Source organism: Meridianimarinicoccus roseus (assembly GCF_003172915.1).
GTDB lineage: Bacteria > Pseudomonadota > Alphaproteobacteria > Rhodobacterales > Rhodobacteraceae > Meridianimarinicoccus > Meridianimarinicoccus roseus.
This window is the reverse complement of sequence record NZ_QGKU01000003.1, coordinates 134,663-158,596: the sequence shown is the minus strand read 5'-3', so window position 1 is coordinate 158,596 and position 23,934 is coordinate 134,663. Positions and strand designations below refer to the sequence as shown.

Sequence of the window (23,934 nt, the reverse complement as noted above, 5' to 3'; positions counted from 1 at the left end):
TTTCAGGCTCCGAAGTCGTCGTAGAAGATGGTCTCGCGCCCGACCCCGAGCCGGTCGAGCGTCGCCAAAACCGCCGCTATCATCACCGGCGGGCCGCACAGGTAGAACTCGCAATCTTCGGGCGCAGGGTGGCCGCTCAACTCGGTGCGTAGGATCTCGTGGATAAAGCCGATTGCGCCGGTCCAGCGGTCGCCGGGAGCCGGATCCGAAAGGGCCGGGGTCCAGGTGAAATTCCCGCACCTTCGGGCCAGCGCCGCGAACTCGTCGGCATAGAACAGGTCCGCTGCGCTGCGTGCGCCGTAGAAGTAGCGCATGCGCCGGGACGTGCCCGCGCCCAGTTCCTGATGGATCATCGCCCGCAGAGGTGCCATGCCCACACCGCCGCCGATGAACACCATCTCGCGCAGGCCGGGCTCAATGTGAAAATCGCCGAACGGGCCGGACGCTGTCACCGTGTCGCCGGGCTTGAGCGTGAACATCCAGGACGAGACGAGGCCCGGCGGGATGTCGTCCTCGCGCCCGGCGGGGGGCACGGCAAGGCGGATGTTGAACACCGCGCGGCCGACATCCTCGGGGCGGCTGGCCAGCGAGTAGGCGCGGGTCACCTCGGTGTCCGAGGTCACGCGCAAGCCGCGCCAGCCCGCGATCTCCCACGCTTCGCGGAAGGTGTCGGGGAGGTCCAGATCGGCGAAGTCGAGCCGGTATGGCGGCGCGGTGATTTGCATGAAGTCGCCCGCACGAAAGGCGCCAGGACGATCCCTGGGAAGGTCCAGAACGATCTCGCGGATCAGCGGCGCCAGCATCCGGGTTTCGGCAACTGTGCACGAAAAGCCGCCGCCCGCGCCCATGATGCCCTCGGGCACCTGAACCGCGCAGTCGCCGCGCAGCCCGGTCTGGCAGGCAAGGCGGACATGGGCGCGCCGTTCTTTCGGGGACAGCAGGCCCCGCTCTGTTGCCTGCGGCGTGCCCGCCCCCGCGCCAGTGACCGCGACGCGGCACAGCCCGCAGGTGCCCTTGCCGCCGCAGGCCGCGGGCACCGGGATCTCCGCGCCGTGCAGCACGTCAAGCAACTTGGCCCCGCGCCGCGCGGCGATATGGGCGCTGCCGTTGACCACTACCTCAAGAGCGCCCGACGGGAAAAGCCGCGCCCGCAGCGCCAGAAGGCCGGTCGCCAGACCGACCACCAGCGCGACGATGACGAGGCTGCCAAGGGCGATCTCGGTCATGGTGCGCTCGCCATCTGCGCGAAGGACGCGAAGCCCAGCGACATCAGCCCGGTCAGCACGAAGGCAATGCCGAGTCCGCGCAGCCCGGCGGGCAGGTCGGCATAGGCCAGCCGCGTGCGGATCGCACCCAGCAGTACGACGGCCACGGCGAAGCCAAGTCCGCTGCCCAGCCCGAATACAGCCGATTCAGCCAAAGTGTAGGCGCGGTCCACCATGAACAGGCTGCCCGCGAGGATCGCGCACTGCACCGTCAGCAGCGGCAGGAACACACCGAAGGCGGCATGGATGGCGGGGAAGAAGCGGTCCATCACCATTTCCAGCAGTTGCACAGTCGCCGCGATCACACCGATGAAGGCGATGAGCGCAAGGTATGACAGGTCGATCTCGGGCAGCCCGGCCCAGCCCCAAGCCCCCGGCGCCAGAAGCGTGTGATAGATGACGTGATTGAGCGGCACGGTGACGCCCAGCACGGCAGTCATGGCGATGCCAAGCCCCAGTGCGCTGCCCGGTGTGCGCGACAGGGCAAGGAACGTACACAGCCCGAGGAACAGCGTCAGAGGCATGTTGTCCACGAAGGCGGCGGTCAGAAACAGTGTCCACAGCGCGGTCATTCAGCCGCCTCCGCCGTTCTGGTCGGCGGTGTGTGCTCGGGCGCTTCGGATTGTTCGGGGCGAAGCGACCGGATCGCCCAGACCAGCCCGCCCAGCAGGAAGAAGGCCGACGGCGCCAACAGCATCAACCCCAACGGAGTGAACCAGCCGCCCTCGTCCACCGTCGGCAGCACCGAGTGGCCGAACAGGGCGCCCCGGCCCAGAAGTTCGCGCAGCGCGCCCACCACCAGCAGCACCAGCGAATATCCCAGCCCGTTGCCGAACGCGTCAACCGCGGCTGGCAGCGGCGCGTGGTGGCGCGCGTAGGCCTCGGTCCGGCCCAGAACAAGGCAGTTGGTGGTGATCAGGCTGACATAGATCGACAGTGCGCGACTGATCTCGCCCAAGAATGCCTGAAGCACCTGGTCGATCACGATGACCATCGATGCGACGATCACGATCTGCACGATCAGCCGGATCGCATCGGGAATGTGCCGCCGGATCAGGCTGATGGCGGCAGCCGAAAGGGTCAGCACGACGGTCAGCGACACCGACATGGTCAGCGCCGTGGCCACAGACGTGGTAACCGCCAGCGCCGAGCAGATTCCGAGGATCTGGAGCGTTACCGGGTTTTGGCGCACCAGCGGATCGGTGAGAGTCGCGCGCAGGTCGGTCCGACTGGACATGACTAGAACTCCCCCCTGCGGATGGCGTCGAGGAACGGCCCATACCCGTCCGGCCCCAACCAGAAGCGGACCATGCCCGCTACGCCGCGCCCGGTGCGTGTGGCGCCGGTTATGCCGTCCACCTCGTAGGGTCCGCCCGCCGGTCCGCGCGCGACGTCGAAGCGCAATGTGCCCGCCGCGTCGCGCGTCCTTGTGCCCGCGAAGCCCGCCTGCCACGACGGCTCCTCGATGCGGCCGCCCAGGCCCGGAGTTTCGGAGTGATTGGTGATGGCGATGCCTGCGATCGTGTCCAGATCACCGCTCAGTGCAAGGATTGCGTCGATCCGCCCGCCATAGCCCTGTCCCGTCATCGGCAGCAGCACCAGTGATATCTTCTCGCCATCACGCAGGAGGAAGACCTGCGCGAAATCCGGCCGCCGCCCCAGCCCGGCGATGTCTGCGGCGGGCGACAGCACGGTCCAGTTGGCGGCCTCGGCAAGCGCCGTGCCCAGCTTGGCGGGGGTCACCTCCGTCGCGGCGCGCCCCATGGGCAGGTCCACCACCACAGTCGACAGTTTGCCGCCCGAGCGGTCCAGCAAGCCTGCCATGCCAGGGATGCCCTGCACCAGTGACGCGATGCGGGCCTGTTCCTCGGCGGCGCGGTTGGCGCTTTGGATCGGGCGCAGCAAAACCGTCGCACCGCTGACCATCACCCCGCAGACGGTTGCCACCAGGAAGGCGACCAGCAGCGTCTTTGTGCGGCTTTCGTTCGGTAGCGCGAGCAGCCGTCGCCAGGGATTGCGCTCAGGTGCGGCCATGTCGCCTCCGTCGGTTGGCGTGCCAGACCGCCAGCGCGGTCTCGTCCAGCGCGGGCGCAGCAAGCGCGGTCAGCAGCGCGGCTGCGACGGTGATCTGCACCGGCGCCGCGCCGTGCCAGCCCGCCGCGAAGAGCCCCGTCAGCGCAGCGTAAAGCGCGCCCGTCAACCATTGGCCCGGCCGCGTTGACGCGCTGCAGACCGGGTCGGCGACCAGCAGCACCAAAACCACCCCGGCGGCGGGCAGCACGCCAGGATCGACAAGGCCTGCCCCGGTCGCGGCTGCGCCCAGCAGTGCGGCAGCGCCCAGAACGCCGACAGGCATCACCCCCGAAACCAAGCCGATCAGCCCTGCCGGGATCGCCGCCCAGGCCACCGGCAGCGCGATCTCGGGCCACGCAAAGGCCGGAAACCCGAAGCCCAGAAACGACAGCGCTACGGTGGCCGGGTGCACCACGTTGCGACCCCAGCCGCCGAACACCAATTCGCCCATCACCGCGCCGAAGCTGATGCCAAGCACCAGCCGCCACGGCCCCAGTCCTTCTGGCGCGAGCATCGCAACGGCCAGTGCGGTCAGCGCGCCGACGACGCAGACGGGCTGCGCGCGGACCAGCAGGAAGACGAGCTGCCAGGCCGCAAGCACCAGCGCCGCGAGTCCGAGCCTCGCCGCCGCGCCGGGCCCACCATACCACAGCCAGAACGCGGCGAGCGGCAGGCAGGCGGCGATCAGCAGAAGCGCTACCGTTTCGCGTGTCCAGATCCCACGCATCATGCGGCATGTTCCGTGCGGATTCGCTCCAGCATGGCGCGTAATTGCCCGGCAAGCCCCGCGGTGCCGCCCAATACATAGTCGGCCAGCGCCACGTCTTCCTCCAGCAGTGACAACAGGCCAAGCCGCATCGCCCCCTCGTCGTCGCCCGCGCCAAGCGCCCGCACGAAGGCCGCAGCGGGCAGGGCACCGCCGAAGGACTGTTCCAGCGCGGCGGTCGGGATCACCGGCGCGGGCCGGGCTGAACGGGTCAGCGCGGCCAGCAGCCAGTGCGGTGCGCCGGGGGCCGCGGCACGGGGCAGGGCGGTCACCTGGCGGTCGCGAGGCGAAAGCCAGTGCGCCGGGTGCCCGTCCAGCGGCGTGCCGGACAGCAACTCATGCGCGCCCGGCTGCGCGATACGCCTGGTCAGCCCACGCAGGTCCGCGCCTGGCTGCGTGCGCACCAGCCGCGCCGTGCGTAGAGCTGGGCCGCAGACCGCGACAAGGCGCGTCGGCGGCATCTGCCCGGTGTCCAGCAGGGTGCCAAGCGCCGCCGCATCCTCGGCGTGGATATCCCAGACCGGGCGGTCCAGCCCGGCAGGACACAGCGCATGAGCGCGCAGCCCAACCGCGCCCTGCGGGTGCCGCCGACCGCAGATCACCTCGCGCAGGCGCGGTGCGGCGGCCTGCGCCGTGAAGGGCCCTGGCCCCGGCGCGCGGCACAGGAACACCGGCCCGTCGGTCAGCTCTGCCAGCGCATGCAAGCCGCGCGCGACCGCCGCCTCGCGCCCGTCCAGTGCAAGGCGCGGATCGGGCGCGAACGGGCGGGTGTCGGTGGCCATGACGAAGATCGCGGCGGGCCGCTCCGCGGTGCCCGGCATTCCGCCGAACGGTCTGCGCCGCAGCGACGGCCAAAGGCCCGCGCGCTGCATCAGGCCGCGAAGTCCCGCTTCGGTCCGTGCGCCGGACGGATCGTGGCGCAGGGCGTCGCCACCCGCGTCCGCAAACAGGACAATCTCGGACAGGCGGTGCCCCCGCAGCAGCGACACGCGCCCAATGCGCGCCGCCATCGGCGCGACAAGGCAGATTTCCGGCGCATCGCGCAGACGGGCAACAGGCGCTCCGCGTGCTACATGCGCATCTTCCTCGGCCAGAAGCTCCACCCGTGGTGCCGGTCCGAGACCCGCGACGATCCCGGCCTCCTCCGTGATATCAAGATCCGGTTCCACCCGGTCCGGCAAGGCGGGCGGCGGCGCGGCGAACCGCGGCGTGAGACCAGAACGAGGACCGGGTGCGAACATGCGCTCCGTCTAGCACGGGCCCGGCGGGGCGGATTTGACCTATCGCAAGTCCGGTGCGCGGCCCGTCTGCTAGGTTGCAGACGAATGCACCCCCCACACCACACCGGAGTTGATGCCATGCCCGCCCATCGCACCCGCGCTGCTCTTGCCGTCCTGTCCGCCGTCGCGCTGCTGTCGGCGGGCCATGCCGTGCTGGGGCAAGGCGAGCCATCCTCCGGCGGCGCGGGTCACGCGGGCGGCCCCGGCGGAGCACAATCACAGCCGCAGGACGAGCAGAGCGTGATTCCCTTCGCCATTCCCAGGGCGGGCCCGTTCAATGCCGCCGAGGTCGAGATCCGCAACAGCGAGGCGATCACCGACTGGTTCCGGTCCGCCCACGCCGATGCCGCGGCCGAGGCGTTCCGGCACTGGGACGAGGACGAGGAGATCAACGCGGCCTGTGCCACCTGCCATTCGGGCGAAGGGTTCCGAGACTATCACGGCCTCGACGGAACCGAAGCCGGGGTCGTGAACGGGCCTATCGACACCGGTGGGGTCGTCGATTGCGGCACCTGCCACAACGCCGGTCTTGCCGAGGTGACCGAGGTCGAGTTTCCCAGCGGCCTGATGCATCCCGTGCAGGGTGTGGAGGCGTCCTGCATGACATGCCACCAGGGCCGCACCGCCGGTACCGACGTCGCGGCGGCGGTGGCAGGGCGCGAGACCGACACGCCGGATGCGGAGCTGCGGTTCATCAATCCCCACTACGCTACTGCCGCGGCCACCTGGTTGGGCGGCTATGGCGGCTCGGGCTATCACTACGATGGAAAGACGTATTCCGGCCGTTTCTTTCATGCCCGTCCGGTCGCCAGCTGCAATTCTTGCCACGAGCCACACACGCTCGAGGTTGCGTTCGAGCCGTGCCTGACCTGCCACCAGGCGGACGAGCCGCAGGGCATCCGCATTTCGCGGCAAAGCTATGATGGCAGCGGGGACACCTCGAAGGGCATCCGCGACGACATCGCCGCCAACGCCGACCTGCTGCTGGACCTGATCGAAGCCTATTCCGCCGAGGTGGCACTGGTGCCGATCGTCTATGACGGCAGCCGCTATCCCTATTTCTTCGCGGACTCCAATGGTGATGGCATGGCCGACCAGGCGAACGGCAAGGCAGTGCCTTACAACGCCTGGACCCCGCGCAGCCTGCGCGCGGCCTACAACTGGAAGCTGGTGACGGCCGATCCGGGAAACTATGCGCACAACCCGGCTTACGTGCTGGAACTGCTGCACGATGCGATCGAGGATCTGACCGGCCCGCTTGGCCGAGACATGGACGCGCTGGGGCTGCTGCGCTGATGCGGCGCGGCGGTGCGCTGACGGCGGGGCGCCATTGCCGCCCCGTTGCGCACGGGTCGGCCTAGGGGGCGGCGCGGGGTGGATTACGGGATCGTCCTGATCACGCTGGGCCTGCTGTTCCTTGCCGGGCTGGCAGCGGACCAGCTTAGCCGGGCCTCCCGCCTGCCGCGGGTGACGATGCTTCTGGCGCTTGGGCTGATCGTGGGCCGGACTGGTTTCGACATTCTGCCCGACGGGGTCACGGCGCTGTTCGAGCCGTTGTCCGCAGTTGCGCTGACGATGGTCGCCTTCCTTCTGGGGGGGGAGCTGACGCGCGAGAACCTTGCAAGCCACGGGCGCGCCATCCTCGGGATCTCTCTGTCGGTGGTGGCGGGCACGACGCTGCTGGTCTGGGTCGGGCTGGCGCTGCTGGGGATTGATCCGGGCCTTGCGCTCCTGCTGGGCGCGGTGGCGACCGCGACCGATCCGGCGGCCATCGCCGACGTGATCCGGCAATCGGGCCTGCGCAACCGCTTCACCGAAACCCTGAGCGGGATCGTCGCCATCGACGACATCTGGGGCTTGATCGTCTTCGCGGTGTGCCTTGCGCTGGTGCAGCAATCGGGCGGCTGGGTCGCGCCGCTGGCGGGTGCCGCGCATGACATCGGCGGAGCACTGGTCCTGGGGGCGGTCATCGGCGTGCCTGCCGCCTACCTGACGGGGCGGCTGGAGCCGGGCGAGCCGCTCCAGACCGAGGCGGTGGGCATCGTGTTCCTGACGACCGGCTGCGCGATCTGGCTGGACGTATCCTTCCTGCTGGCCGGGATGACGGCGGGCGCGCTGATCGCCAACTTGGCGCGCCATCATGACTTCGCCTTCCACGAGATAGAGAATATCGAATGGCCGTTCATGATCCTGTTCTTCCTGCTTGCAGGGGCCTCGCTAGATCCGGGCGCGCTGGTGTCGCTAGGCTGGATCGCGGCGGTGTACGCCGGGCTGAGGATACTGGCCCGTGTGCTGGCGGGGGCCGCTGGCGCGCGGTGGGCCGGGGTGCCGCGCAGCGAACGAGGCGCTTATGGTCCTGCGCTGCTACCGCAGGCCGGTGTCGCGGTCGGCATGGCGCTGGTCGCGGCCGAAGCCTTCCCTGACTGGGGGGCGACGATCATGACCTTGACGGTGGCGGCAACGGTGTTCTTCGAACTCCTTGGCCCGCCAGCCACGCTGGCCGCGCTGCGCCGGGTAGCGCGCGCCGATCCGCCGCCGGACTGACGGCGGGAACGCACCGGGACCGAGCTATTGCCGCCAGGGACGCAGCAGGCCCAGAGTGCGGCGCCGTCAGGGCGCGCCGTCGTCATCCTTGGCGCCGGGTGGCGTGGCGCCATCGTTGCCGTTTCCCGCCGCGCCGCCTTCGGGCGCATAGGTCACCAGCAGCGCCCAGACGACCCAACCGGCCAGCGCCATGAACACAAGCGCCCATCCCGTGTTGCCGCCCGCCAGTTCCACAAGCGCCCATCCTCCCGTTACAAGTGCCAGAACGACCCGCCGCCAGAGCGGCCGGAACCAAGGATGACCCGTATCGAACATCGCGGCTGTCTCCCCGTCGTGTGGCCACAGGCGCGTGGCCTTGGCTCCGCACGCCCGCCAGCATCCCGAGCCGCCGCGCCCTGTCAAGTGGCAGGCCGGGGGCGCAGGCATGATCGTGCAGCAGTCCCATGGCGGGCGGCCTGGCGCGTGTTGCGCGTACGGTGGGATGCTATCGCTGCGGCCCAAGACGGCGTCGCTTTCGGTAGGATCGAACAACTTTCAAACGAGTGTGTACGAGAATAGCCCGGACCTGGTGAACTGGCCGGCCTCCGAAATGCGAACCCGCAACGCCCAGCCCGAGATCGAGACATTCGATCTGGGGCATGTCGAGCTTACCTGCCGGATGGTCGCAGGCGGGCGCTTGCGCGGGTCGCTCCGAGGGCAGTTCGTGCTGGAAGGGAAGGACGTGATGCCCACCGATGAACGCAACCGCGATTTCTGACTCAGTTTCTGGCGCGGCTTGTGCCCGATGCGCAGTGGTGCGGCGCCGACGTCGGCCTGCGCAACTGGCCATGAATGAATGCTGCATCACGAAGGGCGGGCATTTCGCACCGGGTTGAAGGATAGCGTGCGACTTGACCGCGCGCGGCTGGCACCATCGAATGCCGCGCTGGTTCGCCGGGCAGTCGATCTGTGCGCGAAGCTCGCCTGCCCGGTGGCCACATGGCTGCGGGCGCGCGATCTCCTCGGGCTTGACGTCAAGGCCGCGTAACCGGCCCCCGGCGCTGCAGCCGGGCGGCGGTACGCGATCACCGCCGCCCGGCTGCGTGTCGGACAGCGTGTCAGGCCACGGATGCCCAGGCCCCGGACTGCGCCGCCGACCGGGCGAAGTCGGCGAAGTCCCGCGGCGGGCGTCCAAGGGCGCGCTGCACCCCGTCGCTTACGGAAGCGTTGCGCCCGTCCAACGTCTCACGGGCGATGGCGGTGAACACGTCCGCGACGAAGGTGCCGCCCGACTGCGCGACATTGGCGTGGAAATCGTCGAACGTGATTGGGATATGCCGGATTGCGCGCCCTGTTGCGGCGGACAGTTCGGCGGCCATGTCAGCAAAGCTCATCAGGCGCGGCCCGGTCACCTCGTAAAGCTGCCCGGCATGGCCCGGCTCTGTCAGGGCGGTCGCCACGACATCTGCAATGTCTTCCACGTCGATGATCGGTTCCTCGATGGCGCCGCCGGGCATCGGCAGCACGCCCGCAAGCACGGGGTCGCGCAGATACCCTTCGCTGAAGTTCTGCGCGAACCACGCTGCGCGCACGAGGGTGTAGGCAATCCCTGAGGCACGCACCGCTTCTTCGCCAAGACGTGCGTGATGCTCGCCCCGGCCGGACAGCAGCACGAGATGCCGCAGCCCGGCGTCGCGCGCAACGTTGCACAGCGCCTCCAGCTTTTCGACCGCGCCGGGGAAGGCGAGGTCCGGGAAATAGGTAACATAGGCGGCGTCAACGCCGCTTAGTGCGGGGGCCCAGGTTTCGGGCGCCTCCCAGTCGAAGGGGATCTCGGCGTGGCGCGATCCGCGGCGGACTGAAAGGCCGCGCGCCTCGAGCCGAGCGGCGACGCGCGCGCCTGTCTTGCCGGTGGCGCCAATGACGAGAATGGGTGCGTCGGTCTGCATGGGTGTCTCCCTGATTTGCTGTGACGCACAGGGATTAGCCGGACAGCGGCGCACGGGTCTTGACCGCGCCTGTCATCTTCTTGTCCTGCGCCGCCACGCCTGGCCGGGCGCGGCGGCAACGCGGGCGATTTGGCCGAAGCTGGCCGGGGTTCGGTTTACGGGGCCAGCCGTGCGAATACCGCCGCCCAGCCGTCGAGCACGGCATCGTCGAACCCGTTCGGGCCGAGCTGCAACGCCCGGCGCTTCACGCGCAACGACAGATCGGTCTGCCAATGCGCGCCGAGCGTCAGTCCCTGCGACGCGGCCCAGTCGGCGACCTGCGGCGCGAAGGGCCGGTCTGGCTTGACGATATCCAGCAAGCGCACCTCCGGGGTGCGTTCGATCCTGTCCATCTCCTCGGCGAGGAAGGCGCGAGGGAACAGATCCTCGATGGCGGCGCCGTCCATGTCCACCAGCGCTGCGATGTCCAGCACGCGGTCTGCATCGGCGGCGTAGATCCCGTCCCGCAGCGCCTGCGCCGCAGCCTGCCCGGCCTCGTCCCCGTCGAGCAGAACGCGGGGCAGGGTTTCCTCCCGCCCTGTCAGGATCCCGGCGATGACATGGGCCGTGCGCGTGCCGCCTGCCGGGGCGAACACCATTTCCCGCTCGGGCGCGAGTCGCCTCGATGCGATCAGCAGCGTTTTGATCGCGGCGAGGTAATGCTGATCCGACCGGTCTTCGACCAAGACCGGGCAGCATTCGGGCAACAACCCCTCGGCCACCCCGAGATTGAGAGCGGACTGCACGGCATAGGCCGCGCCCTTCTGTGTATCCGTGCCCTCCGAACCGCCCAGCGTGGAGGTCACCTTTGTTGTGCCGTCCGGCGCAACGAACACCTTGCGCGCGCGGTCCAGCCGGTCGGCTTCGACAAGGAACGGGGAATGCGAGGTATAGATGAGTTGGTTCGTGCGCCCGAGCTGTTCGAAGAACGCGGACAGATCGCGCTGCGCCAGCGGGTGCAGCGACACGCCAGGCTCGTCCAGCAGCAGCACCGCGTCACGATGCGCGCCTTTGCTTTCGACAAGGAACACAAGATAGAAGCTGAGGAACCATTGCAGCCCTGTGCTGCGGTTTTCGAGTTCCACTTCGGCCGGGCGGCGCGAGTCCGCCACCCATATCCGAAAGAAGTTGCCGTCCGCCTCGAAGCGAAACCGGTAGTCGCCCTGCTGCCACCAGTCGCGGAAGCTGCGGGTCAGGTCGGTCCCCGCCGATTGCAGCAGGATGGAGCGCGTGCGCTTTTGCTCGGCGATCTTTTCGAGATCCTTCTCGTCGGGCTGCTTCTGGGCGCGTCCGAACCATCCCGATTTGCGCGGCTCCGCCGGGGCGGGCTTCAGAACGTCGCTTCCCAGATCGAGGATTTCCTGCGCGCTCAGCCGCACGAAGCCGAACAGGACGCGTAGGGTGCGCGCCTTCGCCGCTTCCTTGGAACCGAGATCCTCGCGTTCAAGGTTCTCGACCACGTGCGGCAGGTAGATCTCGCTGTCGAGATTGCCGTAGTTGGAATAGTAGACGAATTTCGGTAGCGCAGAGAGAATTGCCTCCAGCACGCCAGCACGCCCATGCGGCGGCACGGCCTCAAGCGCGGATTGCGCCCGCACCAGACCCGCCGCAAGGTCGTGAACCCGCGGCACGAGCGCACTTTGCGCATCCGGCGTCTCGGGCAGCGCCGCCATGATCCGCGCGCGCATCTCGGCCAGCGCGGCGGCGTCGCGCGGCGCGCCGTCGCCAAGCGCGGCCATCAGCGCGTCGATCTCGCCCAGCACGGCGTTATAGACCTCGCCCTCGTCGCGCAGCGGCATGACCTCGGCGATAAGCGCCCGCGCCTGGCCGAGCATCCCGCCCAGTTCCTGCGCGGTGATCGTGGTAACGGGCGCATGCTCCGGGAAATGCAGGTCGTAATGCCCATCATAGAAGCGCCGCACCCGCACTGCCGATCCGCCGGTCAGCGGAAGACCGGACAACTCGGCCACCCGCGCCGCAATCTCGTCCAGCGTGAACTCCGCCTCGATGAACCAGTAGGCCCCGGGATCGGCACGGATCTCGCCGAATTTCGGTTTAGGGAAGTCCGACGTCGGTTCGATCGCCCCCTCTCGGGCCGGGTTCAGTTTCCACAGCGGGAGCAGCAGGTTCGTCTTGCCAGACTCGTTCACACCGATCAGTGCCGTCACGTCGTCGACCTCAAGCCAGCCACTATCCTCCACCGATCGAAAGTTCCTTACCTGAAACCGAACCAGACGCACGCCATCCTCCCATGTTTTGCTGCACGGGCCGGCCGGGGCGGGCGCGCACGTTAACCGATGCGCATGTATTTATTCATGCAGTCGTTTTCCATGTTTCGGAGGCCAAAAAGCATCAAGCTCGTGCCGGACCTCCCGTTCCGGATAGCGACGGCCTTGACCGGCGGATACATGCCTTTGAGACGATGGACCGTCGCCGGGTCATGCCCTAGGAAGGCTTGCAACCTGAACCTGCACACAGCGAGTTTTTAGCAGCCCCAGCGCCGACAAGACCCAGATGCTCTTCCATTCCTTCGAATATGCCGCTCTGCTTGCCCTCGTCTTCGCGGCCTACCTAGTGCTGCCGGTCTGGACCCGGTGGATCGTTCTCGTCACCGCAAGCTACGTGTTCTATGCCACGTCGCAGTTCGGGCTTGTGTGGCTGCTTATGGCGTCCGGCGGTCTGGACTATGTCTGCGGGCTTGCGATCTTCCATTCGCGCCGACAGGCGGTGAGGCGGGCGTTCCTGATGGCCAGCATCACCGGCAACCTCGGGCTCCTGGCCTATTTCAAGTATCGCGTGCTTCTCGTCGACGGGTTCGACTACCTGACCGGTGGCGGTTTCGTCACTACGATGGATGCAATGATCCTGCCCATCGGCATCTCCTTCTTCACCCTGCAATCGATGGGCTACACGATCGACGTGTTCCGGGGAAAGCAGGTGCCCGAAAAGCACCCTGGTTACTTCTTCCTGTACGTCGCCTATTTTCCGCAGCTGATCGCGGGGCCGATCGAACGGGCGCGGGACCTGCTGCCCCAGTTGCGCGCGCAGCGGCCCTTCGACTGGACCCGGGTCAGAAGTGGCGGCCTTCTGATCCTTTCGGGTCTGCTCAAGAAACTGGTGATCGTGTCGAGCCTGACACCCTTCTTCGCTGAGGTCTATGAAGGCGGCGCCCCCGCGAACCCGGTCAGCCTGCTGATCGCCACAAGTCTGTCGTTATTCTACATCTACGCGGATTTTTCCGGGTACACGGATCTTGCCCGCGGCTCGTCGCGCCTGATCGGGATCGAGCTATCGCGAAATTTCCGATCTCCCATGCTGGCGTCGTCGATCCGCGACTTCTGGCAGCGCTGGCACATGACCCTGACAAAGTGGATCTTCGACTACTTGCACGCACCTCTGGCGGGTCTCATGACCTCCCGCGCGGGTCGCTATGCCGCGACGTTCGTGACCTTCATCGTGGTCGGGCTGTGGCACGGCGCGAACGTGACGTTCATCCTGTTTGGCGCACTGCATGGCACGGTCGCAGTACTTGAAACGATTTGCGTCCGGCAGGGCTGGACCTTGCCCTCCGGACCCGTCTGGCAGGCGCTGCGGATCGCGCGCACGGCATTCCTTGGCGCGGTATTCTGCACCCTTTTTCTGTCGCCGTCGCTGTTCCATGCCGGGTTTGTGTATCGCCAGTTGCTGGACCTACGGCTCGAAGATCTTCTGAACGCCTCGATTCCTCACAAGCTCGATCTTGCCATAGCCGCATTCGCGACCGGCGTGTGGATGGCGCAGCGTTTTGCACCGAACATCCTGACGGACCTGCCGAGGGGCCTCGTTCCACGCTGGTCACTCTATCTTGGTCTGATCGGGCTTCTGGTCCTGTTGTCCCAACCGCAAGGAGCGGGCGATGCCTTCATCTATTTCCAGTTCTGAGGCTTCGGGGCGGTTTTCACCGCTGCGCGCCGTGGTTTTCACGGTTCTTCTGTTGAGCCTGCTGAAAGGCAGTGCATGGCTGACCCGAGACGCCGTCATTCCCATCATGCCCACGCGGCTTGAGGCAGTCCGCCGGATCGGAACACTCGAGCACGATTCGGTTTCGCTGGGCGCGTCCTACAACGTCGATGTACGACATGATTTGCTCGGGCTGCGTAATGTACCGCTATGGCTGCCCGTCGCAGACTTGTTCGAAACCGCCGCGCTGTTCGAACAGATCGTGAAAGCGGGCGCCGCGCCCGCCTACGCCTTCATAATGCTGGATCCTTACCAGATGTATCAGGATAACGGGGCGCGCGACGATTGGCGTATGCTGAACCCGGCCAGCCGCGACGCCGCCCACGGCCTTCTTTCGGTTCTTGCGCCATTCCTGCCGATAGACGGGGACCGCGCGGGCTGGCTGGAAGCCTTGTTCCTGCCGCCAAGAGGCATACCGCCGACAGCCCTGATCCGCCATCTCTTGCCTGTACCCGGGCGCATCGAGGTTCCGGACCGATCGCCCTTCGCGCGGTTCGAGTTTAACAAGGTGCCTGATCCGGCGGTCCCGGAGCATGCTCGGGAGGTAGCCGATTTCGTTACTCCGATCATCATCGGGTCCGTTCGGGCGGATCCGATGATCTTGGAGCGGACCAGCGCCGAACTCGGGCGCATCGCAGACTTGGCTGCTGCCGAAGGGATAGAGCTTGTCGTCGTGGTGGGCATACCACTGGTTGCCCGATACCGGGCCGAACTTGCTGCCCGGATGATTGCCGCCGGTCTCGCACAGCAGGTGGATTTGACGCAGGCGATCGCCAGGGCGACGCAGACCCTCGAAGCGGCGGGGGCGACCGTGATCCCATTGTCGGCGGTCTGGGACACCGGGGCGGACGATCAGCGAACCGAATGGTTCGCCGACAACCGCCACCTGACCGCGGCTGGGGCGGCGATATTCACGCGCAGGTTGGCCCCGTTACTGCCCGCTGCAGGCGGCGGGCTGCTGCCGCAGTATCCCGAAGGCAGCGACTGATTGGCTATCAGTGGCTGATGTCGCCCCGGGAGAAGATCGTCCGGATCGTCCAGAACAGGATCTTCACGTCGAGCGCCAAGCTTTGCGTCCTGAGGTATTCGGCATCCAAAACCACCTTTTCCGGCACGCTCAGGTTGTCGCGCCCCTTCACTTGCGCCAGTCCGGTCAGCCCGGGGCGCAGCCGGTGCACGCCCGTTTCGGTGCGCAGCGCGATAAGGTCGTCCTGGTTGAACAGCGCGGGGCGCGGTCCGACAATGCTCATCTCTCCGACGAGGATCGACCAGATCTGCGGCAACTCGTCGAGGCTGGTCTTCCGGATAAAACGGCCAAGCGGCGTGATGTAGCTTTCTGGTTGCGTCAGCAGATGCGTCGCCACGTTCGGCGTGTCGTTGCGCATGCTCCGGAACTTGGGCATTCGGAAAATTCGATTGTCCCGGCCCACCCGGTCCGACCAGAAAAGCACGGGGCCAGGCGAGGTCACCTTTACCAGAACCGCGACGATCACGCACGGGATGAAAAAGACGATCGCGGCCACAAGACCGAGGACAATGTCGAACAGGCGTTTCAGCATCGGGTCATCCCACGCAGGAACAGATCTTATCCGTGATCCGGGCGATGTCTGCCGGGGACATGTTGGACCCCGACGGAAGGCAGAGCCCGAATTCATACAGGCGGTCCGCCACGCTCTCGTTGCCGTGCCGGTAGTAGCGGCACCCTTCGAACACGGGCTGCAGGTGAAGCGGCTTCCAGATCGGGCGCGCCTCGATCATCTCGTCTGCCAGCCTCTTTAGGATGCTGCGGTTGTCGATCCCGGCCACGTCCGGGTCGATGGTGCACGCCGTCAGCCAGCGGTTTGAAAAGCTCCACTCCGGTTCCGGCATCCACGAGATGCCGGGCAACTCGGCTAGCGCGCTGCGGTAGGTTTCGAAAATCGCGCGGCGTGCCGCCACCCGGTCTTTCAGCAGCGACAATTGCCCGCGTCCAACGCCGGCCAGGATGTTGCTCATCCGGTAGTTATAGCCGATTTCCTTGTGCTCGTAGTGGACCGCCGGTTCGCGGGCCTGGGTGGAAAGAAAATACGCACGATCGATCAGATCGGGATCGTCCGACACCAGCATCCCGCCGCCTGATGTGGTGATGATCTTGTTTCCATTGAACGAAAACACGCCGAGGCGCCCGAATGTGCCGCTCGGCCGCCCCTTGTAGAGGGCGCCGAGAGATTCCGCCGCGTCTTCGACTACGGGGACGCCGTAGTGGTCGGCGATCTGGAGGATGGGGTCCATGTCGGCGCTTTGGCCGTAGAGATTGACGACAATGATGGCCTTGGGCAGGCGCGCTTCGGCGCGCGCCGCGTCAAGAGCACGTTCAAGCGCAATCGGCGACATGTTCCATGTTTCGGGTTCGGAATCGATGAATACCGGCTCCGCGCCCTGATAAATGATTGGTGCCGCACTCGCGACGAAGGTCAGCGACGAACAGAACACGGAATCGCCGGCTCCGACACCCAGAAGGCGCATCGAAAGGTGTAGCGCGGCCGACCCAGACGACAGCGCGGCGGCGGCCCTTATCCCGATCATCTCGCACATCTCGCGTTCGAAAGCGTCCACGTTCGGGCCAAGCGGCGCGATCCAGTTGGACCGGAAGGCCTCGTCCACGTATTCGCGTTCCAACTCGCCCATATGGGGTGAGGACAGGAATATACGCTTGGACAGCGTCTTGCGATCGAGAATCTCGATCACGCGGTTCCCGGCATCGACGACAGGCAGATGATCGACATGGTGCTCGTCCATGATGCCAAGCGCCGCTACCCGCGACAGTCCTTCAGGCGCGGTGACCGGTGCGCGGTCAGGCAGCAAGCTGACCGGGTCTTCCAGCGAGCTTCCCTTCAGGATCAGGCGCCGCAGGTCGCCGTCGGTCACCGTGCGCAGCGCCGCGCCCGCCCCCGAGACGATGACGAGAATCCCGCGCCCAGTTGCGTCGAGACGCGCCAGCGCGTCGCGCAGGGTCGTGTCCGGTGCGATGCAGTCGGGCTTCATTGGAGATGCTCCTCGTCGATACGGGCGGTTCCGATCCAGCACGCCCCGGGCGGAACGGCTTTCGTGACGACCGACCCTGCCCCTATGACCGCCCCGTCGCCAATCTCCAGAAGCGGCAGGATCGTCGCGTTGGCTCCGATCAGCACGTCGCGCCCGACCCGGACACCGCCGCCCAATGTAGCGGCGGGCGCGACATGGGTGCCATCGGCGACCTCGCAGTCATGGTCCACGATCGCGCCGTGATTGATGATCGCCCCGGTTCCCACCCGCGCCTGCGCTGCTACGATCGCACCGCAGGCCACAAAGCTGCCCGGCCCCACCTGCGCGCTCTCGGATACCGCCGCATTGGGATGAATCACGCTGAGCATCCGCGCCCCGGCTGCCGCAGCCGACGCCAGAAGGCGCATCCGGACGGCGCCGTTGCCGATCGCCACGTGGCACCACAAGCCGTCCATGTCGGACGGTAGTTCGGGCGCCCGCACCTCCAGCCCCATGAATGACTGGGCGCGGTCCGCACGCACCGAAATGGCGCCCCGGTCATTGCCAGATGCCAGCAGCGCCTCGAACACGACCTTGGCATGGCCGCCCGCTCCGATCAGGATCGTGGTCAATAGGTCAATACCTTGTTCAAAAGGTCGGGGTTAAGGTCGATCTCCGCCAACAGTTCCGCTATTCGTCTTCCGGCGTTGCCGTCGCCATAGACGTTCACGGTAGCGGGGCGGGGCGCGGTCACCAGCCGCTGCAACTCCGCCGCGATGCGGCTCGCGTCTTCCGGCAGGTCGATGACATTGGCATTGCGCTGACGCAGGGCCTGCCGTGGTCCCAGGTTCAGCACCGGCGTCCCAAAGCTGGCCGCCTCGATTATGCCTGCGCTGGAATTGCCGACCATTGCGTCGGCCACAGCCATTATCTCGATGAAGCGGGGGCGGGGCAGATGTACGAGGCAACGCAGATCATCCGACGCCGAGGCCTCGAATACCGCGCGGATCGCGTCGCTGCCGTCATCTGCGTTAGGCATCAGCGCGACCCCTTGCCAGCTCGCGCGCGACAGCCCGTCCAGCACAGCGCGCGTCTGATCTGCGGAATCGCCCGACTGCTGTAACACTGGGTGAAACAGCACCAGCGCCACGGGGCGGACAGGCGACAGCCCGAACTCAGCCAAAACCTCGCCGCGAGCGCGCACGGGATGCCGCGCCAGTCCGTCGAGGCCCGGCGCACCGGTCACATGCACGCAATCGGGACGCTCGCCCAGCCGGACAAGCCGATCGCGCGCCTCATGCGTTGCGGTGAAGTGGATGTGCGAGAGCTTGGAAATCGCGTGGCGAACCGGTTCGTCCACCGTACCCGAGCGTTCCCCGCCATGCACATGGGCAACCGGAATGTTCAGGTGGATCGCCGCGATGGCCGCCGCAAGCATTTCGCCGCGGTCCCCCAGCAGCAGCACGATGTCGGGCCGGTCTGCGGTCATCGCGTTCACGAATCCGCCGATCATCGTCCCTATGCCGCGGGCCATGGTCGCCCCCGTCGCCGGGTGCAGCGTGACCGGCACCCGCTCCGCGATGGCCAGCCCGCTTGCCGCAATTTCGCGCCAAGTCTCGCCATAGGCTGGATCAAGATGCATGCCCGTGGCCAGCACCTTCACGGACAAACCGTCCGCCGCATCGATTTGAAGCAGGCTTGACCGCATCAGCCCGAAGTCAGCGCGCGTGCCCGAGACGTATAGGACAGACCTCATCCGGTCATACCTGTTCCAGATCGTCCCATTGCAGGGCTTGTCCCGCCGCAAGCGGACGTTTCAGCACACGCCCCAGCAGCGCGTCGTGATCGCGCGGGGCGATGCCGGTTGCGGGCCGCAGCATCACAAGGTCGCGGGCCGACAGAACGGTGCCGGGTGCAAGATCGGACGCCGCCGAAACGGAGCGACGCGCGAGAACCCGCATTTCGCGTTCGGACGCGGTCGGACCCTTGGCGGCGCTTCCAAGCGCGGCCTCGACCACGCGCACCTGTTCGACCATCGCCTTCAGCTCCCCCGGTTCGAGGGAGGCCTTGTGGTCCGGTCCTGGCATCGTGCGATCAAGCGTGAAATGCTTCTCGATCACTCGCGCACCAAGCGCCGCGGCGGCAGTGCAGACTGCGATGCCGACCGTGTGGTCCGAATAGCCGACCGGCAAGCCGGTCACTTCGGCGATGGTCCGCATCGCATTCAGATGAACATCTTGCGGCGCGGTCGGATAGTTGGAGGTGCAGTGCAGGATGGTCAGGTTCTCGGCGATGTCACCCGACCCAGCCCAATGGGCCCGCAGGCAGTCCACAGCTTCGGCGATTTCGTCCAGCGTGGCCATCCCAGTGGACAGGATGATCGGCACGCCCTTGGCAGCGAGGTGCCGCAGGAACACCAGGTTAGTGATCTCACCAGACGAGATCTTCATGCGTCGCATCCCTAGGCCGACAAGGAAATCCGCCGCGTCGTTGTCGAACGGTGTGGACATCAGTTCGATGCCGTGCTCGGCGCAGCGTTGCAACAACAGGTGGTGTAGGTCCACGCTCATCTCAAGTTTCTTGAGCATGTCGAACTGGCTGCCGCCTCCGGTTGCGGCCTTCTGGTATTCCGCCTTGGATGCGCCTTTCTGGACCACTTTCTCGGCCGAAAAGGTCTGGAATTTCACTGCATCCGCCCCGGCCTCGGCGGCCGCGTCCACCAGCGCGAGTGCAAGATCATCCTGGCCATTGTGGTTCACACCGGCCTCGGCGATGATGAAGGTGTGCATTCTTAGTCCTCGCGCGCGGGCGCGCCGTTGCGGCGCGGCGCCCACTCCAGTCGTGATTTCGTGGCGGCGATGTCGACCTCGAGATCGCCGAAGAGTTGATGCCCTATCTCGCGTTTGCCCGCCAGTGACAAGCCGGCCCGAAGCACCGGCACCGGAACCGGAACAAGACATAGCCGATGGCCGGTCACGGTGGCCAACCGTTCGAGGATGTCGCGCGTGCTCATGGGCGGCTCATCCGCGACCAGCAGCGGGCGGCCGGGGGCCGCCGGATGGCGGGTGCAGACCCGGATCAGGTCGCACAGCGTCTCGCCGGAAACGAGGGAACGCCGGTTCCGGGTGGCCAACGCGAAGGGCAGGGGAAAGCCGCGAGCGATCAGGCGCGCCAGCGTACCAAGGTTGCCGACAGGGTCGGGGCCGATCACCAGCGGTGGGCGGATCACCACGAGTTCCATCCCGGTCTGCCGCGCGACGTCGGCGAGTCCCTGCTCCGCGGCGAGTTTGGAAACGGCATAGGGCGCGTGCGGTCGCGGCGCGTCTGTCTCCCGGAACGGCGCATCGCCTGTGCTATTGCCATGTACACCGATGGACGAGATGAACACGAAGCGACGCACCCCTGCCGCCGCCGCTTGCCGGGCAAGGTGCAGAGTCGCCTCGCAGTTGGTCCGCATGAATACCGGCAGGGGGTCGGTTTCCGTATCGTTCAGGACATGCGCCCGCGCGGCGCAGTGCACAACGCAGTCCACATCCGAAAGCGCGCTGCCCAGTTCTGGCATTTCGGCCAGGTCGCCAAGCGGTAGCGTGTCGGCATCCGGGGCCGTACCGGTGCGAACACCCGCGATGACTCGTGCCTCGCGCCGCAGGACTGGAACAAGTTGCCGTCCGAGAAACCCGGCGGCGCCGGTGACGAGAATGGTCATGGTGATGTCGGGGCCTCGATCGGAAGGACACCGCGCGCGACGAGGTCGTCCACTACATGACGCGCGCCGGGCAGGCTTAGGTGGTTGTCGTCGAAATAGAAGGAGACGCCATCCCGTGTGGCGATGCATGCCCCGCCGCTGCACAGCGCGTCTTCCAGCGGCACGATCTGCGCCGAGGTGGCCGCGGCGATGATGCGAAGGCCTGCGTTCACGCCGTCATATCGGGCCTTCAGAAACGCGGGGTCCGGTCCGGTCGCATTGGACCGGTCGGCGATCGGACGCTGCCTGTCATAAAGCACCCGTTCGACCGGAAGGGGCAATTCCGGGACCGCCGTTGCCAGAAAGACCGTTTTTCCCGCCGCCTGCAGGCGCCTCACGACCTTCTCCAGCCCCGTCCAGTAGGCCGTGCGCGCCGCGTCCGGGGGCAGTTGGCGCAGGTAGATAGGCGCACCCGAGGCCAGCGCGGCGGGGTCGCTCGCCAGCGCGCCGTGTTCGCCGTGCAGGTAGAAGGCATGGCGATACACGATCAGGACGGATTGAAGGACCGGGTCCCCTTCCATCTGGCTGACGGCAAGTTCCACCCAGTCATGGCAGCCGGGATTGGCGACATTGAATCCAAGCGCTGGCGGGCAGCCGCTGAAGGTAAGATGGCGCACGCTTTCGCCCGATGGGGCAAGCGCCTCGGACAGAGCCAGCGCAAGTTCGACCCCGTGACTGTCGCCGAAAACCGCCCAGGTCGCGGGACCGTCCCCGTAGACGCACGCATCCGCCGGCGCGCGGAATTCGGCCCCGTCGGTGTGGCAGTCATCCCGGAACGGGCTGGCCTGCGCCGTCGCCGCCAGAGCACGCGTGTCGGCATCGAAGCGCCACGGCGCGCCTTTCGAGACGTGGCCAAGTACACCCAGCGTCGAGAATGCCACGATCGCCAGCGCCCCGGCACGAAGCACTGCGCCCTGGCCCATCCAGGTCCGGCTGCGGAAAGGCTGTTCGACAAAGCGCCATGAGAGGTAGGCCAGCCCCAGTGTCGCGCAGATAAGCAGCACGACTGCCGCTGCCGAAAGGTTACCCAAGGCCAAGCGTGCGAAGGTAAAAAGGGGCTGGTGCCACAGATACGCACTGTAGGAGATCAGCCCAATCCCCACGACCGGACCGCTGGCCAGGATCCGGCCGACAAGGCTCGACCCGGTCGTGCAGCCGATCAGCAACACCGTCCCGAGCACCACTGGCAGGGTCGCCGGACCCGGAAACAGGCTCGACTGGTCAACGAACAAGATACCGGACACAACCGCAACCGCGCCGACCAGTTCGAGCACGCGCCGCGCTTTGGGATGCCGACCCAGCGCTGCATCCACGGCGGGCTGACCGATGGCAAGCAGTGCCCCGGCCAGAAGTTCCCAGCCGCGAGTCGGCAGGAGGAAGAAGTTCATTGTCGGCGCGGTTGGCCCCCAGACCAACGTCAATCCGAAAGACAATGCCGCAAGCCCCGCGATGACGAGCCCGGCGCTGCGCGGCCCCCATCGCATCAGTCCGAAGAACAGCAGAGGAAAGACGATGTAGAACTGTTCCTCCACCGCGAGCGACCATGTGTGCAGAAGCGGCAGCAGGTGCGAGGAGGGTTCGAAATACCCCGATTTCAGATAGAAGTAGACGTTGGACAGAAACACGCTGGTCGCAAGGATGCTTTGTGAAAAGTCCTGCAACTGGTCCGGTGTCATCAGCGCCCAGGCGAAGGGCAGGCAGGCGAGGATGACGACGAACAGCGCTGGGAAGATGCGCCGCACCCGCCGGTCGTAGAAGCCGAGCAACGAAAAGGAGCCATCGGCGATCTCACGCCGGAGTATCGAAGTGATAAGGTAGCCGCTGATGACAAAGAAGATGTCGACCCCTGCGAAACCGCCGGGCAGAGCGGCTTCATGCGCGTGGAAAACGATGACCGACAGTACGGCGACCGCACGCAGGCCGTCGATCTCGGGCCGGTATCTTGGACGTTCGGACACTAGGCGATGGCCGCTACGCCAGCGCGCGAAACCCGGCGGCGCCGGATCAGGAAGAACGCGACCACCAGCCAGAAATGGGTGATGAACCCGTTGCTGAACCCGATCGGCGTGTTCACCAGGCTGAAAACGATCCCAAGCGTAATGAACGGTGCGAACAGGAACCACCGCGCGTCACGCCCCAACCGCGTGTTGCGGTACACGACCGTGGCCAGCCAGCCCCAGACGAAGGCGACGAACAGTCCTCCATAGAGGTAGTCGACATAGAGCGTGCCGAAGGCGGACGGCAGGAAGCCGTAGGTATCCAGTCCCAGCATGTAGTTGAACGCATCCGCCACGCCGCTTGGGTCGAAGCGACGGATCACTGCGGTCAGGATGTCTATTCCATAGACACCCATCAGCGCACCACCTTCATAGGTCGTGAAAAGCGAATTCGACATCACGATGCCCTGAATGAGGTACCATGTGAACACGAACACAAGGTAGGTGGTCGTCGGCCCCAGGATGTCGATCATCAACTCCGCGCGCGGCCCTGCGAAGGTCACCCCCCATTGGGTTGCGGTCATGTGCAACATCCATTCCGCCCCGCCCACGACCTCCGCCCGGATGATGAAGACGTTGATGAAGTAGTTGAAGGCAAGGACCCCAAACATCACGGCAAGTACCTTGGCCGCCGGATGGATCCTGCGCGGTTTCGAAGCCCGCTCGGGTTGCTTCAGGCCCCAAAGGATCGGCCGTGCGCGGTAGGCGAGAAATCCATAGGCCATGGTGTTGAACAGCGGCGCCCGCCCACCCATTGCGAGCCCCGCGAAAACGCCGGGCAGAACACCGAAGATCACGACGCTGGTCCAGTCCGGCTTGGACTTCAGCAGCAACTCGCGCACGAGGAAGACGTAGCCGGCCGGGTAGCAGATGAAGCCGAGCTTGAAGATCGAGGAACTTTCAGAAAGCGCCCCGTGCAGCATCGCCTGCGCCTGATCGGACCGGCTCGAATAGGCGAAGCCGAGGTTTAGAGCCCCACCCCGGATAACCTCCAGCCCCATCGTCAGACATGCGATAAGGCACACCGCCTTTAGCACCAAGTCGGCCCGCGACGTGTCCAACTCGCTCGGGTGCTGTACTGGCCGCTGCGGGACCTTAACCGTGCGCAGCAGCCCGCCGAGGCAGAACATCGCAAGGAACGCCATCAGCAGCAAAACACCTTCGAGCGATATGCTGCGGTGAGTCAGCTGGAACGGCAGCAAAAGGAATGCGCTAAGGGCACCAGCCCATACGATCAGCATGAAAAGGGCTGGATGGAACCTCACTGGCCGCTCCCTGCCTTGGCGCCTGTGGCC

At 66.4% G+C, this 23,934-nt stretch carries 21 protein-coding genes and 1 pseudogene; 5 read left to right on the top strand and 17 right to left on the bottom strand.

Annotated features, from left to right (window positions below; translation table 11 throughout):
* Positions 1 to 2: 2 nt before the first annotated feature.
* The 6 genes from nqrF to DKT77_RS00935 are packed head-to-tail and all read right to left on the bottom strand — an operon-like array spanning position 3 to position 5,345.
* The gene (gene nqrF / locus DKT77_RS00960) at positions 3 to 1,226 is read right to left on the bottom strand and encodes an NADH:ubiquinone reductase (Na(+)-transporting) subunit F (RefSeq protein WP_109809870.1); all 1,224 of its coding nucleotides are present in this window, start codon (positions 1,224 to 1,226) and stop codon (positions 3 to 5) included.
* Entirely contained in the window at positions 1,223 to 1,837 is a 615-nt protein-coding gene (nqrE, locus tag DKT77_RS00955; protein WP_109809869.1) for an NADH:ubiquinone reductase (Na(+)-transporting) subunit E, read from the bottom strand. The genes nqrF and nqrE overlap by 4 nt, the downstream gene beginning before the upstream one ends.
* Entirely contained in the window at positions 1,834 to 2,502 is a 669-nt protein-coding gene (locus tag DKT77_RS00950; RefSeq protein ID WP_109809868.1) for an NADH:ubiquinone reductase (Na(+)-transporting) subunit D, read from the bottom strand. Before DKT77_RS00950 ends, nqrE begins: the two co-directional genes overlap by 4 nt.
* A 2-nt stretch (positions 2,503 to 2,504) precedes the next feature.
* A complete protein-coding gene (locus tag DKT77_RS00945) occupies positions 2,505 to 3,299 on the bottom strand; it encodes an FMN-binding protein (protein ID WP_109809867.1) in 795 nt (264 codons plus the stop codon).
* Positions 3,286 to 4,068, bottom strand: a complete 783-nt coding sequence (locus DKT77_RS00940) for an RnfABCDGE type electron transport complex subunit D (protein WP_109809866.1) — start codon at positions 4,066 to 4,068, stop codon at positions 3,286 to 3,288. The genes DKT77_RS00945 and DKT77_RS00940 overlap by 14 nt, the downstream gene beginning before the upstream one ends.
* A complete protein-coding gene (locus DKT77_RS00935; RefSeq protein WP_109809865.1) occupies positions 4,065 to 5,345 on the bottom strand; it encodes a Na(+)-translocating NADH-quinone reductase subunit A in 1,281 nt (426 codons plus the stop codon). Before DKT77_RS00935 ends, DKT77_RS00940 begins: the two co-directional genes overlap by 4 nt.
* A gap of 117 nt (positions 5,346 to 5,462) precedes the next feature.
* Here DKT77_RS00935 and DKT77_RS00930 point away from each other — a divergent pair, with 117 nt between their 5' ends.
* A complete protein-coding gene (locus DKT77_RS00930) occupies positions 5,463 to 6,680 on the top strand; it encodes a cytochrome c3 family protein (RefSeq protein ID WP_109809864.1) in 1,218 nt (405 codons plus the stop codon).
* 78 nt (positions 6,681 to 6,758) lie between these two features.
* The gene (locus DKT77_RS00925) at positions 6,759 to 7,928 is read left to right on the top strand and encodes a cation:proton antiporter (protein ID WP_109809863.1); all 1,170 of its coding nucleotides are present in this window, start codon (positions 6,759 to 6,761) and stop codon (positions 7,926 to 7,928) included.
* Positions 7,929 to 7,994: 66 nt separating this feature from the next.
* Here the strand turns inward: DKT77_RS00925 and DKT77_RS00920 are convergent, their stop codons facing one another.
* Positions 7,995 to 8,243, bottom strand: coding sequence for a hypothetical protein (locus DKT77_RS00920; RefSeq protein ID WP_109809862.1), 249 nt, complete (start codon positions 8,241 to 8,243; stop codon positions 7,995 to 7,997).
* Positions 8,244 to 8,352: 109 nt separating this feature from the next.
* Between DKT77_RS00920 and DKT77_RS00915 the strand changes: the two are divergent.
* Positions 8,353 to 8,955, top strand: a pseudogene (locus tag DKT77_RS00915) (3-keto-5-aminohexanoate cleavage protein).
* A gap of 70 nt (positions 8,956 to 9,025) precedes the next feature.
* On the opposite strand, the gene DKT77_RS00910 reads toward DKT77_RS00915, so the two are convergent.
* Both DKT77_RS00910 and DKT77_RS00905 read right to left on the bottom strand, forming a co-directional pair.
* Positions 9,026 to 9,856 carry an NAD(P)H-binding protein gene (locus tag DKT77_RS00910; RefSeq protein WP_109809861.1) on the bottom strand — a complete coding sequence of 277 codons (831 nt, stop codon included), beginning with the start codon at positions 9,854 to 9,856 and terminating at the stop codon, positions 9,026 to 9,028.
* Between the two features lie 155 nt (positions 9,857 to 10,011).
* Complete coding sequence (locus DKT77_RS00905) at positions 10,012 to 12,096, bottom strand: AAA family ATPase (protein ID WP_238547597.1); 2,085 nt, start codon at positions 12,094 to 12,096, stop codon at positions 10,012 to 10,014.
* Between the two features lie 313 nt (positions 12,097 to 12,409).
* Here DKT77_RS00905 and DKT77_RS00900 point away from each other — a divergent pair, with 313 nt between their 5' ends.
* Positions 12,410 to 13,816: an MBOAT family O-acyltransferase gene (locus DKT77_RS00900; RefSeq protein WP_109809859.1), complete on the top strand. Its 1,407-nt coding sequence runs from the start codon at positions 12,410 to 12,412 to the stop codon at positions 13,814 to 13,816.
* Positions 13,791 to 14,882 (top strand): alginate O-acetyltransferase AlgX-related protein, encoded by a 1,092-nt coding sequence (locus tag DKT77_RS00895; protein WP_109809858.1) that lies wholly within the window; start codon positions 13,791 to 13,793, stop codon positions 14,880 to 14,882. The genes DKT77_RS00900 and DKT77_RS00895 overlap by 26 nt, the downstream gene beginning before the upstream one ends.
* A gap of 7 nt (positions 14,883 to 14,889) precedes the next feature.
* Here the strand turns inward: DKT77_RS00895 and DKT77_RS00890 are convergent, their stop codons facing one another.
* Genes DKT77_RS00890 through DKT77_RS20790 form a run of 8 tightly spaced genes read right to left on the bottom strand, consistent with a single transcriptional unit; the run spans position 14,890 to position 23,904 of the window.
* Entirely contained in the window at positions 14,890 to 15,453 is a 564-nt protein-coding gene (locus DKT77_RS00890; protein ID WP_238547596.1) for a sugar transferase, read from the bottom strand.
* Positions 15,454 to 15,457: 4 nt separating this feature from the next.
* On the bottom strand, positions 15,458 to 16,918 hold the full coding sequence (locus DKT77_RS00885; protein ID WP_109809857.1) for a DegT/DnrJ/EryC1/StrS family aminotransferase: 1,461 nt from the start codon (positions 16,916 to 16,918) through the stop codon (positions 15,458 to 15,460).
* Positions 16,915 to 17,529 (bottom strand): NeuD/PglB/VioB family sugar acetyltransferase, encoded by a 615-nt coding sequence (locus tag DKT77_RS00880; protein ID WP_238547595.1) that lies wholly within the window; start codon positions 17,527 to 17,529, stop codon positions 16,915 to 16,917. The genes DKT77_RS00885 and DKT77_RS00880 overlap by 4 nt, the downstream gene beginning before the upstream one ends.
* Positions 17,526 to 18,653 (bottom strand): UDP-N-acetylglucosamine 2-epimerase, encoded by a 1,128-nt coding sequence (gene neuC, locus DKT77_RS00875; RefSeq protein ID WP_109809855.1) that lies wholly within the window; start codon positions 18,651 to 18,653, stop codon positions 17,526 to 17,528. The genes DKT77_RS00880 and neuC overlap by 4 nt, the downstream gene beginning before the upstream one ends.
* A gap of 4 nt (positions 18,654 to 18,657) precedes the next feature.
* A complete protein-coding gene (neuB, locus tag DKT77_RS00870; protein WP_109809854.1) occupies positions 18,658 to 19,686 on the bottom strand; it encodes an N-acetylneuraminate synthase in 1,029 nt (342 codons plus the stop codon).
* A 2-nt stretch (positions 19,687 to 19,688) separates the two neighbouring features.
* Positions 19,689 to 20,603 (bottom strand): NAD-dependent epimerase/dehydratase family protein, encoded by a 915-nt coding sequence (locus tag DKT77_RS00865; protein ID WP_238547594.1) that lies wholly within the window; start codon positions 20,601 to 20,603, stop codon positions 19,689 to 19,691.
* The gene (locus tag DKT77_RS00860) at positions 20,600 to 22,600 is read right to left on the bottom strand and encodes an acyltransferase family protein (RefSeq protein WP_238547593.1); all 2,001 of its coding nucleotides are present in this window, start codon (positions 22,598 to 22,600) and stop codon (positions 20,600 to 20,602) included. Before DKT77_RS00860 ends, DKT77_RS00865 begins: the two co-directional genes overlap by 4 nt.
* Positions 22,600 to 23,904 carry a hypothetical protein gene (locus tag DKT77_RS20790; protein ID WP_238547592.1) on the bottom strand — a complete coding sequence of 435 codons (1,305 nt, stop codon included), beginning with the start codon at positions 23,902 to 23,904 and terminating at the stop codon, positions 22,600 to 22,602. The genes DKT77_RS00860 and DKT77_RS20790 overlap by 1 nt, the downstream gene beginning before the upstream one ends.
* Positions 23,905 to 23,934 lie beyond the last annotated feature (30 nt).

Coding starts and splice junctions, on each gene's coding strand:
- nqrF (WP_109809870.1), bottom strand. CDS start 1,226: ATGACCGAGATCGCCCTTGGCAGCCTCGTCATCGTCGCGCTGGTGGTC.
- DKT77_RS00885 (WP_109809857.1), bottom strand. CDS start 16,918: ATGAAGCCCGACTGCATCGCACCGGACACGACCCTGCGCGACGCGCTG.
- DKT77_RS00920 (WP_109809862.1), bottom strand. CDS start 8,243: ATGTTCGATACGGGTCATCCTTGGTTCCGGCCGCTCTGGCGGCGGGTC.
- DKT77_RS00865 (WP_238547594.1), bottom strand. CDS start 20,603: ATGACCATTCTCGTCACCGGCGCCGCCGGGTTTCTCGGACGGCAACTT.
- DKT77_RS00890 (WP_238547596.1), bottom strand. CDS start 15,453: ATGCTGAAACGCCTGTTCGACATTGTCCTCGGTCTTGTGGCCGCGATC.
- DKT77_RS00900 (WP_109809859.1), top strand. CDS start 12,410: ATGCTCTTCCATTCCTTCGAATATGCCGCTCTGCTTGCCCTCGTCTTC.
- DKT77_RS00945 (WP_109809867.1), bottom strand. CDS start 3,299: ATGGCCGCACCTGAGCGCAATCCCTGGCGACGGCTGCTCGCGCTACCG.
- neuB (WP_109809854.1), bottom strand. CDS start 19,686: ATGCACACCTTCATCATCGCCGAGGCCGGTGTGAACCACAATGGCCAG.
- DKT77_RS00940 (WP_109809866.1), bottom strand. CDS start 4,068: ATGATGCGTGGGATCTGGACACGCGAAACGGTAGCGCTTCTGCTGATC.
- nqrE (WP_109809869.1), bottom strand. CDS start 1,837: ATGACCGCGCTGTGGACACTGTTTCTGACCGCCGCCTTCGTGGACAAC.
- DKT77_RS00895 (WP_109809858.1), top strand. CDS start 13,791: ATGCCTTCATCTATTTCCAGTTCTGAGGCTTCGGGGCGGTTTTCACCG.
- DKT77_RS00950 (WP_109809868.1), bottom strand. CDS start 2,502: ATGTCCAGTCGGACCGACCTGCGCGCGACTCTCACCGATCCGCTGGTG.
- DKT77_RS00910 (WP_109809861.1), bottom strand. CDS start 9,856: ATGCAGACCGACGCACCCATTCTCGTCATTGGCGCCACCGGCAAGACA.
- DKT77_RS00930 (WP_109809864.1), top strand. CDS start 5,463: ATGCCCGCCCATCGCACCCGCGCTGCTCTTGCCGTCCTGTCCGCCGTC.
- neuC (WP_109809855.1), bottom strand. CDS start 18,653: ATGAGGTCTGTCCTATACGTCTCGGGCACGCGCGCTGACTTCGGGCTG.
- DKT77_RS00935 (WP_109809865.1), bottom strand. CDS start 5,345: ATGTTCGCACCCGGTCCTCGTTCTGGTCTCACGCCGCGGTTCGCCGCG.